The 14,171-nt window shown below is 57.5% G+C and carries 14 protein-coding genes; 10 read left to right on the top strand and 4 right to left on the bottom strand.

Translation table 11 applies throughout. The features are described from left to right. Positions 1 to 5: 5 nt before the first annotated feature. The 3 genes from R3F50_10230 to fliG are packed head-to-tail and all read right to left on the bottom strand — an operon-like array spanning position 6 to position 2,451. Positions 6 to 446 (bottom strand): FliM/FliN family flagellar motor C-terminal domain-containing protein, encoded by a 441-nt coding sequence (locus tag R3F50_10230; GenBank protein MEZ5490682.1) that lies wholly within the window; start codon positions 444 to 446, stop codon positions 6 to 8. Continuing rightward, on the bottom strand, positions 443 to 1,408 hold the full coding sequence (locus tag R3F50_10225) for a FliM/FliN family flagellar motor switch protein (GenBank protein MEZ5490681.1): 966 nt from the start codon (positions 1,406 to 1,408) through the stop codon (positions 443 to 445). The genes R3F50_10230 and R3F50_10225 overlap by 4 nt, the downstream gene beginning before the upstream one ends. A 20-nt stretch (positions 1,409 to 1,428) precedes the next feature. Then, positions 1,429 to 2,451: a flagellar motor switch protein FliG gene (gene fliG, locus R3F50_10220; GenBank protein ID MEZ5490680.1), complete on the bottom strand. Its 1,023-nt coding sequence runs from the start codon at positions 2,449 to 2,451 to the stop codon at positions 1,429 to 1,431. 490 nt (positions 2,452 to 2,941) lie between these two features. Between fliG and R3F50_10215 the strand changes: the two genes are divergently transcribed. The 8 genes from R3F50_10215 (at position 2,942) to fliJ (ending at position 11,706) form a co-directional block, all read left to right on the top strand. After that, complete coding sequence (locus tag R3F50_10215) at positions 2,942 to 4,345, top strand: sigma-54 dependent transcriptional regulator (GenBank protein ID MEZ5490679.1); 1,404 nt, start codon at positions 2,942 to 2,944, stop codon at positions 4,343 to 4,345. Positions 4,346 to 4,627: 282 nt separating this feature from the next. After that, a complete protein-coding gene (locus R3F50_10210) occupies positions 4,628 to 5,830 on the top strand; it encodes an ATP-binding protein (protein ID MEZ5490678.1) in 1,203 nt (400 codons plus the stop codon). A gap of 67 nt (positions 5,831 to 5,897) precedes the next feature. Beyond that, positions 5,898 to 7,259 carry a sigma-54 dependent transcriptional regulator gene (locus R3F50_10205; protein MEZ5490677.1) on the top strand — a complete coding sequence of 454 codons (1,362 nt, stop codon included), beginning with the start codon at positions 5,898 to 5,900 and terminating at the stop codon, positions 7,257 to 7,259. Positions 7,260 to 7,269: 10 nt separating this feature from the next. Further along, positions 7,270 to 7,581: a flagellar hook-basal body complex protein FliE gene (gene fliE / locus R3F50_10200; GenBank protein MEZ5490676.1), complete on the top strand. Its 312-nt coding sequence runs from the start codon at positions 7,270 to 7,272 to the stop codon at positions 7,579 to 7,581. A 40-nt stretch (positions 7,582 to 7,621) separates the two neighbouring features. Further along, complete coding sequence (gene fliF, locus R3F50_10195) at positions 7,622 to 9,286, top strand: flagellar basal-body MS-ring/collar protein FliF (GenBank protein ID MEZ5490675.1); 1,665 nt, start codon at positions 7,622 to 7,624, stop codon at positions 9,284 to 9,286. Positions 9,287 to 9,293: 7 nt separating this feature from the next. After that, positions 9,294 to 9,908 carry a FliH/SctL family protein gene (locus R3F50_10190; protein ID MEZ5490674.1) on the top strand — a complete coding sequence of 205 codons (615 nt, stop codon included), beginning with the start codon at positions 9,294 to 9,296 and terminating at the stop codon, positions 9,906 to 9,908. Continuing rightward, complete coding sequence (locus tag R3F50_10185) at positions 9,905 to 11,281, top strand: FliI/YscN family ATPase (GenBank protein MEZ5490673.1); 1,377 nt, start codon at positions 9,905 to 9,907, stop codon at positions 11,279 to 11,281. Before R3F50_10190 ends, R3F50_10185 begins: the two co-directional genes overlap by 4 nt. Next, positions 11,278 to 11,706, top strand: coding sequence for a flagellar export protein FliJ (gene fliJ / locus R3F50_10180; protein MEZ5490672.1), 429 nt, complete (start codon positions 11,278 to 11,280; stop codon positions 11,704 to 11,706). The genes R3F50_10185 and fliJ overlap by 4 nt, the downstream gene beginning before the upstream one ends. A gap of 116 nt (positions 11,707 to 11,822) precedes the next feature. Here the strand turns inward: fliJ and R3F50_10175 are convergent, their stop codons facing one another. Further along, positions 11,823 to 11,972, bottom strand: coding sequence for a hypothetical protein (locus tag R3F50_10175; GenBank protein MEZ5490671.1), 150 nt, complete (start codon positions 11,970 to 11,972; stop codon positions 11,823 to 11,825). Positions 11,973 to 11,974: 2 nt separating this feature from the next. Here R3F50_10175 and R3F50_10170 point away from each other — a divergent pair, with 2 nt between their 5' ends. Further along, entirely contained in the window at positions 11,975 to 13,720 is a 1,746-nt protein-coding gene (locus R3F50_10170; protein MEZ5490670.1) for a flagellar hook-length control protein FliK, read from the top strand. Positions 13,721 to 13,762: 42 nt separating this feature from the next. Further along, the gene (fliN, locus tag R3F50_10165) at positions 13,763 to 14,149 is read left to right on the top strand and encodes a flagellar motor switch protein FliN (protein MEZ5490669.1); all 387 of its coding nucleotides are present in this window, start codon (positions 13,763 to 13,765) and stop codon (positions 14,147 to 14,149) included. The last annotated feature ends 22 nt before the right edge of the window (positions 14,150 to 14,171 follow it).

Genomic DNA, 14,171 nt, shown 5'->3' with positions numbered 1-14,171 from the left:
GGGGTTTACCTGCTCCGTGTACCGTTCGGTACCGAAATTTCGCTGACTCGCATCCCGTAGCGCTTTTTCAGGCTCACGGCCTCGGCCCTGGCGATGGTCCTGTCCTCCACCTTGACCTTGATTGAATCCACGTAGACATCCTGCAAAGGCACGATGGAGCCGCGGGTGAGGGACATCAGCTGCTGAACGGTAATACTCTGATAACTCACCTCGAAACGCAGGGTCACGGGAACATTCCAGAATCGCTCCAGGCCGGCCGTGGACTCAGATTTGGCCACTGCCATCGATTGAGCCGGAACCGGCGCAGGAGCGGGGACAGCCTTCAGTGTGTGCTCCCCACTTCGCGACCCAGCCGCGCCTGCTTCGCTGCTGCCATTCCCAAGCTGCGGGAATGCCTGCGCCAGTACGGCAGGACTCTGGCCTTCACCTGTGTTGCTGCCATTCATCGCTTGCCACCTCCACCGAACTGTCCGAAGCGAAGAATCTCCAGACCGATTTTTCCATTGACCTCACCCATACGAGCCTTGAATTTGGGTACACTGTTGACCTTTACGTCTACATGATCCGGCGCATCGATCGGAATGATATCGCCCTGCCCCAGCTCCAGAACGTCTTTCAGGGAAAGGTTTGCGCCTCGCAGTTCACCGGTCACGTCCAGTTCAAAATCACGCACCTGACTGGCAAGGGCATTGCGGGCGGTAACACCAAGGTCCGCCAGGCGGGACCTTTTCTGTCGGAAGATCGCATCCACAACGGAGCCGGGCATGATGAGCTGAATACTGCCTCCCATGCCTGAAAACTCTAGTTTAAAGGGCCGAATCATCAGCACATCGGTGTCTGCATAAGCTGAGAAGTGCGCCGGGTTGGTCTCGATATCCACGACAGTAATTTCATGGTCCGCAAATTCCCTGAAACCTTCCCGAATCACTTCCGCGATGCTTTTGACGATCATGTTGACGAGCCGCTGTTCGGTGTGGCTGAACTCGCGACCCTCGATAGGCGTCGGACGTGACCCGCCGCCGAAGAACACATTAACAAGCGCCGAGACCAGGTCCGAGTCCAGAACGATCGCGGAAATACCTACGACTCCTGACAGGGTGAAACAGCTGATCGCCGTCGGCAGCTTCAGGGTGCTGGCATAGTCTTCATACTTCCTGATCTGAATCGGGTCCCGCTTTATTTCCACGCTCTTGTGCAGAATTCCCAGGAATCTGGTGCTGAGACCGGCCTGAATGTGGTCGTCGACAATCTCCACGTACTGGGTCCAGCCCTGCACCCGGTGCATTCCACTGGTCAGGTCATAAAGGGAGTAATCCTCTTCGTTGACTTCCTGACCCTGATTGCCGAACTCTTTGACCACACCGTTCATCAGGGCATCGATTTCGTTCTCCGAAAGCAGTTCACTCATGATTGTCTCTACCTGACCGTCTACTTGACCATCGCACCAGCGTCTTCCCGCAATTCAATTTTGCCGTCGTCGGCCAGCTTCCTGGCGGCGCTGAGGACCTCCTTCTGGGCGGTCTCCACGTCGACGATCTTCACCGGCCCCATCTCTTCCATGTCTTCCTTGAATATTTCCGCAGCCCGCGAAGACATGTTCTTCATTACTTTTTCCAGAATCTCTTCGTCTGCTCCTTTCAAAGCCATGGCAAGCTTGTCCGTAGAGACTTCCCGTAACAGCGCCTGAAAATCACGACTCGGAATCAGTTTAAGATCATCGAAAACGAACATCTGCTCCTGAATAGCTGTAGCCAGACCTTCATTCACACTGGTGAGTTTCTCCATCAGGCTTTCTTCGAAGTTTTTCTCCAGGGAGTTGAAGATATCCGCAACATTCTTGATGCCCCCGACTGACGAGCCGCGCTTGCGGACCACACCTTCCACCTGTTTTTCCAGTGAATTGTTCAATTCCTGCAGCGCAGTAGGATCGACGGTGTCGATTTCTGCCATGCGGATCATCAGCTCCACCACAGAATTTTCCGGCATATACGTCAGGACTTCGCCGGACAGCTCGGGTCCCAGGTACGAGATTACGATGGCCTGAATTTGCGGATGTTCGTTCTGAATGATTCCGGCTACCAGCTGCGGCTCCATCCACTTCAACGAATCCAGCCCCTTGGTATTGCCCCCCAGCATGATCTTGTCGAGCGCTTCCTTGGCTGCCTCCGGGCCTAACGCCCTTTCCAGTACGCTGCGGGTGTACTCGTCCGCCACCACCCTGATTGAACCGTCATTCTCGTAGTCGCTGAGGAAACTCGCCAGAATCTGATTGACCTCATCGGTGGACATCTCCTTCATCCGCGCCATTTCCACACCAATTTTCTGTACTTCGTCGGAAGTCAGGTGTTTGAGAATATTCGCGGCGCCGGATTCACCCATAACCATCAGAAAGCGGGCAGCCTTGGCTGATCCGCTGTTGTCTGGTCGTCTTCTTTGCGTTCTGGCACTCATGTCGTGAAGAAAGAAATCAGCCCTTGACGGACGCCGGACCGCCCTGTCGGTTTTTCGACAGTGTCAGTTTTACCGGCAACCTGTTTATTGACATCACTTACTCTGTGTATTAGAAAAGCCCACTGGTTCCTGCGCCTGGCTCTGGCTCGCTGCCCGGACCCGGCCCGGAAAGACTTGCCCAACCGGTACAAACGCAAATTCCATGCCAGCGACCGGAAACTTTCAGCATCAGCCTCGTATAGGAAAAAATATTCCGGCGTAACAAGGACTTACAAGGTACCCCTTCACCTTCCCGTCATGTGCACGTTAAATCCCACTTTTTTCTTCTTTTTTCCCGCTATTTTACTAAGGTTACCCGCTACTATGCCGATGCACTGGTAACCGCATGAAATTCACCTGACTGGCCTGATGCTTCAGGTGCGCGGCTTCTACCAGGCTGAAACACACGCAAACTCCACTTCCCGGTGGCAGGTTTTAAAAAGGGCAAGGTATGAGTGGTGAAGTTCTACTGTTGACCGATGACACCAATATCGCAGTTAAAACCATTGCCGTGCTGGAATCTCTCGAGCACGAAGCCATTCACCTCACGTGCCGCCAACTGGCGGATTTCAGCCCGACCAAAGCCAGTGCGCTGACGATACTGGTAGCCCTTGACGACAAAGCGGCTGAGAAAGAGGCACTCACCATCATTCGCAGCAAGGCGGCGCAATTGCCGGTTTATCTCCTGCAGTCGGATAAAGAATTTTTCCAGGCGGCACCGGCGGACGCAGACGGCTCCATCCGCCTGCCGGTTCGTTATGGAGACTTGCTGGAAGTGCTGAAGCAGGCCAGAGTCAGGCAACTGCAGAACACCGAGAATCTGGCAGCCAGCATGAACATCATCGGGGACAGCCCTCGCATCAAAGCCCTCAAGAAACTGATTCGCCAGGTGGCCCCTACCGAGGCCAACGTCCTTATTGCGGGGGAATCCGGCACTGGAAAAGAAGTCGTGGCCAGGGCTATTCATGATCTGTCACTGCGCGCGGACCGGCCGTTCGTTGCGGTGAATTGCGGCGCAATCCCGCCGGAACTGCTGGAGTCCGAACTTTTTGGCCACGAAAAAGGCGCCTTTACCGGCGCCTTTCAGTCCAGGGCCGGTCGCTTCGAGCTTGCTGAAGGAGGCACGCTGTTCCTGGATGAGATTGGCGATATGCCTCTCAACATGCAGGTAAAGCTGCTGCGCGTCATTCAAGAGCGGACCTTTGAACGGGTCGGCGGCACCCGCTCCCTCGTGAGCAATGTGCGCCTTGTCGCGGCTACCCACCAGGATCTGGAGAAGTATATCGATGAAGGTAAGTTCCGCCTCGATCTATTCTATCGCCTGAATGTATTCCCCATCGAACTGCCGCCTCTGCGCGAGCGCAGCGACGATATCCCCGCGTTGATCAATGAATTCATCAAGCGCCGCAACAACACCCTGCAGCAAGCCATCAGCTTTGCTGCAGACGCTCTGCAAACCCTGATGAACCACCCGCTACCGGGCAATGTCAGGGAATTGGAAAATCTGGTGGAGCGCCTTAGCATTCTGTATCCCGGCGAAGAGGTCAGCAGCGAACAACTGCCGGCGCGGTATCGGGAGGTGCTGTCTGGTGGCGCTATGGGGTTTCAGGCAGGACCGCAGGTTACAACCGCAGAGTTACCGCCAATACCGGCTGGCACCGCCCAGAAGATCAACCTGAAGCAATACCTGGCGTCACTCGAACGGACGCTGATTTGCCGGGCGCTGGAACAGTCGGACTGGGTAGTCACCAGGGCAGCGAGGACGCTATCGGTACGCAGGACTACGCTGATCGAAAAAATCCGCAAGCTGGAAATTGAGCCGCCACGGGCCAGGGATCGCAGAGCCGCGTTCTGAATCCGCCCGCCTGAAGGTGCTCGCCACGAGCACAGCGATGCCGCTCCACTGATGCCTGCCCGCCCGCTCCGACCAACCGGTCAGCACTGCGCCGAAAAAAGCCGGCGGCCAGCACGTTCCGACACTGTAAAAATTTCGACCATCCGCCGATTTCGATTGCCAAAAAACCGACACACCAACTCTATCTTGCTGTTTTATATTGATATTTTTATTGGCACAAAACTTGCTAATTCCAATCTCAAACGCTAGTTCAAGAAGAATCGAAAACTTCAGGTAGCAACAGTGGACTCGTCAGCCAACACCAAGCATTCCATAAGCCAGCTTGAAGAAGCCTTCGGGATCTTTAATCAGGTCTCCGCCGATCTGGGCATGATTTATCAGGAGCTGGAATCCAGTGTCATCGGCTTGAAAGAAGAACTGGCTGCTTCCAACTCCGCCCGCATCCGGGAACTGACTGAAAAAGAAAGACTGGCGGCAAAGCTTTCGTCTCTCATGGAAGCCCTCCCCGGCGGCGTCCTGGTGCTGGACAGTCAGGGCCAGGTCCGGGAGATGAACCCGGCGGCACTGCGGATAACCGGTCAGTGCTTTGTAGGGCAGAAATGGAGTGCGGTAATCGGAGAGATAGCCGGCTCCGCTCCCGTTTTTGATGGCGAATTCTCGCTGCTTGACGGGAAACGGGTGTCCATTACCAGTAATCCCTTCGGCAATGACGGCGACAGAATAATGCTGCTTACCGACACAACGGAAAACTACCGCCTCAACAACCTGGTCAACCGGGAAAAACGCCTGGCGGCACTGGGCGAAATGGCCGCCCGGCTGGCCCACCAGATCCGCACACCACTGAGTTCCGCAATTCTCTACCTTTCCAACCTGTCTGCCAGACTGTCGGCGGCACGGGTTCCTGATTACCAGAAGCCGGTGAAGAATATTCAGACGCAACTGGGCCAGATCGAAACGCTGGTGGAAGGCATGCTCTCCTATATCAAGGGCGACATCGTAACCAGCCAGAGCTTCTCGCCGGTTGCGCTGCTGAACGAAGTGAGGCAGGCCACTGCGCTGCAGGTAAAGGCGGCAAACGGTTCTATTGAATCCAACTACCACGGGGAGAATTTCGAGATCCGGGGTGACCGTGAAGCACTGTTCAACGCATTGTCGAACCTGATTATCAACGCAATACAGGCGGTAGAGACTGCTCCCAGAATCACCCTCGGGCTGCTGCGAAAGGAAAATTGTATCGAGCTATCGGTGGCAGACAACGGGCCGGGCATAGACGAACACACCAGAGACCAGATTTTTGATCCCTTTTTCTCCACGCGTCCTGGCGGAACAGGTCTGGGACTGGCTGTCGTGATGTCCGCTGCCAAGCTCCACGGTGGCGATGTGAGTATCGACCGGGCCCCTGGAGGGGGCGCCAGCTTCACGCTGAGCATCCCCATAGAACAGGCTGCTTTTGATAGCTATTTTCTGCAGCAAGGGGCTGCGTAGCTAATCCGCGCAGCAGACCAGACAGACGGTTTTTGTGAAGTCGACCAAATTAACAGGCAGGTAAACCATGGATAATAATTCGGTGCTGGTGGTGGAGGACGATCCCGATCTCAGGGAAGCTCTCTGCCAGACTCTCGATATGTCAGGTTACGAAGCGCTGGCAGCCGAAAATGCCAAAGCAGCACTGGCTATTCTGGGCCGCAAGAGACCGAGCCTCATCATCAGCGATGTCCAGATGCCGGGCATGAATGGCGACGAATTACTGAAGCAGGTCAAACGACAGCTCCCGGAAATTCCGTTCGTCCTGGTCACCGCCTTCGGCAATGTCAGCAGAGCAGTGGAAGCCATGCAGAACGGTGCCGCCGACTACATCGTAAAACCCTTTGAAGCGGAGGTGTTGATCGAGATGGTAAATCGCCTGGCGTCGAACACCAACGCCGGGCCGGAAAAAAGCGGCATGGTTGTCGAGGACCCGCGCAGTGTGGCCGTCGCCGAACTCAGCCGGCGGGTTGCCGCTACGGATGTCACCGTCATGATCAGTGGTGAATCCGGCAGCGGTAAAGAGGTCTTCGCCAAGTACATCCACCGTCACTCAACGCGTGGCAACAAGCCGTTTGTAGCCATCAATTGCGCAGCGATTCCGGAACCGATGCTGGAATCCATTCTGTTTGGTTACGAGAAAGGCGCCTTTACCGGGGCCTATACGGCACGGGCCGGGAAATTTGAACAGGCAAACGGTGGAACGCTGCTGCTGGATGAAGTTTCGGAAATCGATATCGGCCTGCAGGCCAAGCTGCTGCGGGTTATCCAGGAGAAGGAAGTCGAACGTCTGGGTGGCAGCCGGGCAATCGACCTGGACGTAAGACTGATTGCCACCACCAACAGGAATCTGCGAGAAGAAGTCACCGAAGGTCGGTTTCGGGAGGATCTTTTTTATCGACTCAACGTGTTTCCCCTGCATTTGCCGCCTCTGAGAGAACGTAGCGAGGACATCCTGCCCCTGGCGCAAAGCTTTCTGGAACGCTACGAGCCTGGCACCGGCGTGAGACTGGACGACAGCGCCAGTCGGGTACTGCTTGCTCACCCCTGGTACGGCAATGTGCGTGAACTGGAGAATGTGATCCAGCGGGCCCTGATTCTGAAAGCCGGCCGCACCATAAGCGCCGCTGCGATCGTGTTCGAAACACCCGAGTCCGCTGACCCGGCCAGTGCCGATGATCTCCGGCCCGTGGGCCGACCACAGCTGGCTTCCAACCTCAAAAACCGGGAGAAGGAAATAATCATGGACGCCATTGAGTCCAACAACAGCCGCAAGGAAGCTGCCGAAAAGCTTGGTATCAGCCCCAGGACCCTGCGCTACAAGCTGGCGCAGTTTCGCAAGGATGGCTTGCATGTTCCCTGTTACCCGAATGAAGTGAAAGCCTCGTGAGGAAGCAATAATGAGTGATGTAAAAATCGATCAGGTCCTGAACCAGATGCGAATTCTGGCGCAGAACAATGTCGTTCCTGAACAGGGCGGCGGCGACCGGCCGGACTTTGCCGCCCTGCTGAATGACTCAATCAAACAGGTCAACAACCTGCAGACTGAAGCAAAGGAGTTGCGCGACGCTTTCGCGGTCGGGCAACAGGGCGTGGATCTTCCTGAGGTGATGGTAGCGGCTGAAAAAGCATCAGTGTCCTTTGAAGCGATGACAGAAGTACGTAACAAGCTGCTGTCCGCCTATCAGGAAGTCATGAACATGCAGGTTTAACCAATAAGCAAGGCATTCGCCCCGGAATCATTAACCTGACATGGCCAACTCCAGCGCTTCAACTTCCCTGTTTGCCCAGCTCAATTCCCTGAGTCAGCTCAGCCTGGTGCGACAGATTGTGTTCATGCTGATTGTCGCTGCCGGCATCGCGCTGGGCAGTGCCACTGTGCTGTGGTCAACCAGTTCCGGTTACAGCGCCCTGTACATGGGACTGTCTGATCAGGATTCGGCAGATGTAGTCGCGGCGCTGGAACAGAACGGTGCGCGCTACCGGATTGAAAACAGCAGCGGTCAGATCACCGTTCCGGCAGATCAGGTACGCCGCCTAAGAATGCAACTGGCCAGCCAGGGTCTGCCCCGCACCACCAGCCAGGGCTTCGACATACTTGATGAAGACCAGGGGCTTGGCACCAGCAACTTTGTCGAGCAGGCCCGCTACAATCGGGCGCTGGAACAGGAACTTACCCAGACAATCAAACAGATACAGGGCGTCCGTGACGCCCGGGTACATCTCAGCATTCCGCGACAGAGCTCGTTCATTCGCAATTCCCGTAAGCCCTCTGCTTCGGTGATGCTCGATGTCATGGACATGCAGGTGCCCGGTGATTCCCAGCTGTCTGGAATCCTGCATCTGGTGGCCTCGAGTATTTCCGGGCTTGAGACAGACCAGGTTTCCATTGTCGATCAGCGGGGCAACCTGCTTTCAGATCGCGGTAACTCCGAGCTGGGCAACAGTACGGAGGCAATCCGGTTTACCCGCAGCATCGAAGAAGACTACAGCGACCGCATCCTGGATCTGCTCACACCGATCGTTGGGGTCGGCAATGTCAAAGCCCAGGTGGCTGCCAACATCGATTTCACGGCTATGGAGACTACCGAAGAAGTCTACAACCCGGAAACCCTGGCGGTGCGCAGTGAGCAACTGGAAGAAGAATCCGCCGACGTCAATGGCGGCGCGGCAGAAACCGTGGTACCCGGCGCTGTCGCCGCGGCACCACCGGCCGATGGCGAGAACAGTGAAGGCCAGACCGCTGCCGACCGCAGCAGGCAGACCCGCACCAGCACCGTCAGAAACTACGAAGTGGATCGCAGCGTCAGCCACATAAAAACTGCGCCTGGCGCTATCGAGCAGCTCTCTGTTGCCGTGCTGGTGGACCTCTCCGCCACCATCGCTCTGGGCGGGGGTGAAGATGGCGAGGCACAGACCAGCAGTCCGGCTGAGCTGCAGGCAAGAATCGACCGCCTCACCCAACTGGTAAGAGATGCCGTGGGTTTCAATGCTGCACGGGGCGACACCGTCAGCGTTATCAATGAGCCGTTCTTTTCCAGCCCGCCCGCACCGGTTGAAGAAGTGCCCCTCTGGCAGCAGGCCTGGTTCCTCATCGCTATGAAACAGGCGGGGGCCGCACTGGTTGTGCTGCTGCTGATTTTCGCCGTGCTCCGGCCTGCTCTGAAAGCGGTCGTGACAACGGGCAAGGGGTCGGCAAACCAGCGATCAACACCGGCCACCGGAGGGTCTGGCGCCGACGAATTCGGCGATGACCAGGTGCAGCTTTCCGGCATGGTCGGCTCGCAACAGCTCGCCTCACCGGCAGGCGGCCCGGCACTGACTTTCGATGACAATCTGGCCCGGGCACAGCAGCTGGTCATGCAGGAGCCGACCCGGGCTGCACGAATGATTCAGAACTGGTTGGCCAATGAGTAGGGAGCCAATGAACAGCTACAGCAAGAATAAAGGTAATATGAACGTCGCCGCCTGGGAGACCCCGCGGCTGTTTGATCGTGAGGGTCCTGCAGCCGGAGTTTCCGGCAAGGATGTGGAGGCCAGGCAGGGCGTCTACGAGGAAGCCTTCCGGGAAGGTTTTGACCACGGCAAGGAACTGGGTCTGCGGGAAGCGCAAGAGCAACTGCAGCTGGTGAAAACCCTGCTTACGGCGCTGCGTAAACCGCTTGATGATCAAAGCCAGCAGCTCACGGAAACTATCGTGCAACTGGCCGGCAATATTGCCCGGGCGGTTGTCTCGCGGGAATTGAAAACCGACCCCGAAGTGCTGATGGCGATGGTCAGGCAGACGCTTGCCGCCCTGACCAACCGGGAGCAGGAGGTCTCGATCCACCTCAATCCCAGGAACGCCCAGATCCTGCGGGACCTGATCAGCAACCAGGACTTCAAGCAGTCGTGGCAGATTGTCGACGACCCCCACATTGCCCTGGAAGACTTTAAGATTCGCTGCCAGGACTCGGTTATCGACACCGACCTGGACACCCGTATCAACCTGATAATCAATCAGTTGCTGGAACAGAAACCCGACGGGAAGGACCAATGACTACTGCTTCCCCGCAGTCCCTGGCAGAATCGCGTATCAGCCAGTTACAGCAAACACTGCAGTCCTATGCCAACAGCGTCGCCCCGCCGCAACTGCCGGTCGAGGGTCGTATCGTTCAGATGAAAGGCCTGACGCTGGTTGCTTCCGGCTGTCAGGCCACTATCGGCAGTCGCTGCAAAGTCATCCTGTCTGACCACAAGGAGATTGAGGCGGAGGTGGTGGGGTTTTCTGAAGAAAACCTGTTCCTGATGCCAATCGGGAGAATCCATGGCCTGAATCCTGGCGCCCGGGTCGTTCCCCTGCCCCACTACCCGGAGGTGGGTGTCGGTAATTGCCTGCTGGGTCGGATAATTGACAGCCAGGGCAGCCCCATCGATGCTCTGCCTCCGCTCAGGTATGAAAAAAACATTCACCTGCTGGGCCCGCCCATCAATCCGTTCAATCGCCTGCCTATCGACCGGCCATTGGATGTTGGCGTCAGGGCTATCAATGCCCTGTTCAGCGTGGGCCGGGGCCAGCGTATGGGTCTATTTGCCGGCAGCGGCGTAGGCAAGAGTGTTCTGCTGGGTCAGATGACCAAACACACCGAGGCCGATGTGGTGGTTGTGGGTCTGATCGGAGAGCGTGGCAGGGAAGTCCGGGAGTTTGTCGACAACATTCTGGGCCGCGACAGCATCAGGAAGGCCGTCGTAGTGGCCACACCGGCCGATGACCCGCCGCTGATGCGGCTCCATGGCGCCTGGCGCGCTACGGCCATCGCCGAGTACTTCCGGGACCAGGGTAAACACGTCCTGCTGTTGATGGATTCACTCACCCGCTTCGCGCAGGCCCAGCGGGAGCTTTCTCTGGCAATTGGTGAACCACCCGTCACCCGTGGCTACTCGCCTTCGGTATTTGCCCAGTTGCCACAATTGGTGGAGCGGGCCGGCAATGGTGTGCAGGCCACCGGCGGCTCGATCACTGCGTTCTATACAGTCCTGGCCGAAGCGGATGATCAGAACGATCCTATTGTGGACGCAACGCGCGCGATCTTGGACGGACACATCGTGCTTTCCAGAGAACTCGCCGAGGCCGGCATCTTTCCCGCCATCGACATCGAGGCGTCCATCAGTCGAGTCATGAACAGCATAATCGAACCGCGGCACCAGGAAGCCGCTACCCGCTTCAAGAGACTCTACAGCGCCTTCGAGAAAAATCGCGATTTCATCAATGTCGGAGCCTACCGGGCCGGAACCGACCCGGAAATCGACCTGGCGATTCACTACTACCCGCTGCTGCAGGCGTTTGCCCAGCAGGGGCAGACCGAAAAAGCGTCTTACCAGCAGAGTCTGGAAGACCTGTTCGCTTTGTTTGACAGGACGCAGGCCGAGTGAAGCGATCCGAGCGCATGTCCAGGCTGCACAAAGTCAACCTGCTGCAGGAGCAGCGGGCGGCAGCTCTGCATGCCAGCGCCAGAGAACGCCAGCAACTGCTGCAGACTCAGCTCAACAAGCTGGAGGCATACTGGCATGAGTACAGTGCCCGGCTCGAAACACTGAAAACTTCCACTACCTGTGCCAGGGAGCTCCAGGAGCATCATCAGTTTCTGGGCAGACTGGACGAGGCGATCGCTCAACAGCGGGCGGAGCTGGCAAAAGGCGAAGAAGCCCTGCAGCAATCCCATCAGGATCTGGTGGACAGCAGCGTGGAAGCCAAGAAGATTGAAAAGACGGCCACCAGCCTGCGCGAGCAGGAACAGGCATCGGAGCAGAAGAAGCTACAGAAGGAAATCGACGAACTGTATGCCAATAATTTCTGAGTGCACGCTTCACCGGCAGCTGCCTGGGAAGATGACAGGTTTGTAACTGGCCCAGAAATTGCTTTGAAACATTGCTAAGAGGTTGCCAAGAGATTGCTAAAAATTGCCACTGGTTTTCAAGCAGGCTCAATCGACAGCGTCTGCCGGAAATTCTGCTGCTGATGATGAAGATTACCGGCGGTCTGATAGACCGCATTGAACACAGGGTACTCACTCCAGCAACGCACGGCAGCACCCTTACCAATAGCCAGGTTGATGTAACGCACACATGACAGTATTGCTCAACTTTAACGGGCCAGGCCTGCAGGCAGCTTCCGCCAGAGGAACCAGGACAGGCACCGCGCCAGCAGAATCCGACAGCGGACAGAAGCGCGCCGAGGACGGTACTTTCGCCCGGCTGCTGCAACCTGGTAACGACAGCGTCAAAGCTAAAATCAGAACAGACAGTGCCGGAACCCGGACTGACAGATCTGGCAATCAGGTGGCGACCGCCACAAGGGACGACTCAGCAGATCAGGGCGGTAAGCCCCGGGGGGTTGCGACCGCTGAAGAAGACAGCCAGGTCGTTGCTTTGAGAAATCCCGACATCAACCCGTTGCCCGCTGCTCAGTCTGACTCTCCCGCAGCAGCCCAGCCCGCGGCGGGCCAGGAAAATCACCAGGGCAGGCCTCCGGCAAGAGCAGCAGACACTCAAGGTGACACCATTGCAGAGCCACAGAAACCCTTCGGCGACGGTGGCCCAGGCCGGCCAGGCGAATCCCTTATTGCCGGCTTCAGGCAGCCTGCCCCGACTCCAGCGGACAGCAGTGGCCTGGGTCGGGCCACGGAATCAGCGCCCGTGCAAGCTTCCCCCAATCCGGCCGCATCCGCGGATGCCAAATCCAACAACACCAGCCTGCTGCGCCAGCTGAACAATGCCCGCGCCGCGAACAGCAATCGCTCGCCGGTTGCAGCGGAGCAGGCCCGGGCCACCGTACCACCTGAGAGCGGAGTCCGATCAGGTACAACGCCTGCCAGTCAGCCGCCGCTACCCAATGCCACGGAACAGGCTCAGTCCGCTTCCGGGAGGCTGTCCTCCGAAGGGCTGGTTTTATCGCCGGGCCGTGACATGAATCGCGGAACACCTGACGCCAGTGACTATAACCAGGCGGAGGAAAGCGACAGGCTGACCGGCAAGGAACTGCCGGAAAGCGGCAAACCCTTGCCGTCCGTATTGACACATTCGCCGGCTCAGTTTGCCCCGGGCCTGGCTGATCGGGTGGAGCAGATGACTCGCCGCGTCGGCATTGGCAGACAGAAATTGGCAATTCTGGACGGAAAAGAAACCGCCGCATCCGACCGTTTGACATCGGAAGGCCTGCGACTGCCGACCACCGAGCTGTTCAGCAGACTGATGAGCCAGGCCCACCCCCTGGCACCGGCAGGAGAAGCTGTTCTGGTCACGCAGTCTTCCGCGCCCGACTCTCAGACCACTCAGTCTTCTCAGGCTGCCAGCCTGCTGGCCAGCGTACAGGCCAGCGCAGAAAGATCCTCGACCAGCCGGCCGACGCCGCTGACCGGCCTGGACAGTGGCAACGGATTCTCCGTTCACATCCAGCCGGACAGCCTCGAGTGGAGCAACCAGCTGGGTAACCGTATTCGCTGGATGAGCAACCTGAATCTGTCCTCGGCAGAATTGAAACTTTACCCCGCCGAACTGGGCACTCTGGAAATCCACATAGCCTCCGAGGATGATCAGGCCCGGGTGAGCTTCATTACCAGTAATGCGGCAGCCAAGGAAATCATCGAATCCTCCCTGCCCCGCCTGCGCGAGCTGCTGGGTCAGAGCGGCCTGCTGCTGGAGCAGGGCGACGTGACCTATCGTGATTCCGGTACCGGCGACTCCCGTGAACGGGTTCCCGCTGGCAACGGCTCCTTCGCCGCGGCAGATCGGGTGCAGACTGAGGCCGCTGAGCTGTCTCTGCCGCTCTATCGGCGCTCAGCCAGCGAGAACCGTATTGATCAGTTCGCTTGATCCGCGTCGAGTGACAACCAACAAGATAACCAGGACTAATAAATGACTGACGACAACACGCCCACCGACTCTGTGGAGCAACCGGACACTGGCAATGCAGCTGCCAGTCCCGAATCTGACATTGTCGAGACCGGCCCGGGCACGGCTGCGGACAGGTCGGGCAGCAATCGCGACACAAATCTGGAGGCGCTTTTGAGAGTGCCGGTAGCGCTGTCCATCGAAGTGGGGCGCAAGAAGATGCGACTGGATGATCTGATCGATACGCAGGAAGGATCGGTAATCGAGCTGGACAAGTTGCTGAATGAGCCCCTGGATATCCTTGTCAATGGCGCCCTTATTGCTCACGGAGTGATTGTTCTGGCCCAGGATCGCTTCGGCATCCAGATTACCGACATCCTGAGCCCGGAGGAAAGGGCCAGAACACTCTGACCCCTCAGGGCTGGGATCAACC

This window comes from Gammaproteobacteria bacterium, from assembly GCA_041395725.1.
GTDB lineage: Bacteria > Pseudomonadota > Gammaproteobacteria > Pseudomonadales > Pseudohongiellaceae > NORP240.
Note: the sequence above shows the minus strand (reverse complement) of the source record. Positions and strands in the feature narration are given on the sequence as shown.

What these genes read in the sequence shown, in the direction of transcription:
- R3F50_10230 (MEZ5490682.1), bottom strand. Translation starts at nt 446, where the DNA reads ATGAATGGCAGCAACACAGGTGAAGGCCAGAGTCCTGCCGTACTGGCG.
- R3F50_10225 (MEZ5490681.1), bottom strand. Translation starts at nt 1,408, where the DNA reads ATGAGTGAACTGCTTTCGGAGAACGAAATCGATGCCCTGATGAACGGT.
- fliG (MEZ5490680.1), bottom strand. Translation starts at nt 2,451, where the DNA reads ATGAGTGCCAGAACGCAAAGAAGACGACCAGACAACAGCGGATCAGCC.
- R3F50_10215 (MEZ5490679.1), top strand. Translation starts at nt 2,942, where the DNA reads ATGAGTGGTGAAGTTCTACTGTTGACCGATGACACCAATATCGCAGTT.
- R3F50_10205 (MEZ5490677.1), top strand. Translation starts at nt 5,898, where the DNA reads ATGGATAATAATTCGGTGCTGGTGGTGGAGGACGATCCCGATCTCAGG.
- fliE (MEZ5490676.1), top strand. Translation starts at nt 7,270, where the DNA reads ATGAGTGATGTAAAAATCGATCAGGTCCTGAACCAGATGCGAATTCTG.
- fliF (MEZ5490675.1), top strand. Translation starts at nt 7,622, where the DNA reads ATGGCCAACTCCAGCGCTTCAACTTCCCTGTTTGCCCAGCTCAATTCC.
- R3F50_10190 (MEZ5490674.1), top strand. Translation starts at nt 9,294, where the DNA reads ATGAACAGCTACAGCAAGAATAAAGGTAATATGAACGTCGCCGCCTGG.
- R3F50_10185 (MEZ5490673.1), top strand. Translation starts at nt 9,905, where the DNA reads ATGACTACTGCTTCCCCGCAGTCCCTGGCAGAATCGCGTATCAGCCAG.
- R3F50_10170 (MEZ5490670.1), top strand. Translation starts at nt 11,975, where the DNA reads ATGACAGTATTGCTCAACTTTAACGGGCCAGGCCTGCAGGCAGCTTCC.
- fliN (MEZ5490669.1), top strand. Translation starts at nt 13,763, where the DNA reads ATGACTGACGACAACACGCCCACCGACTCTGTGGAGCAACCGGACACT.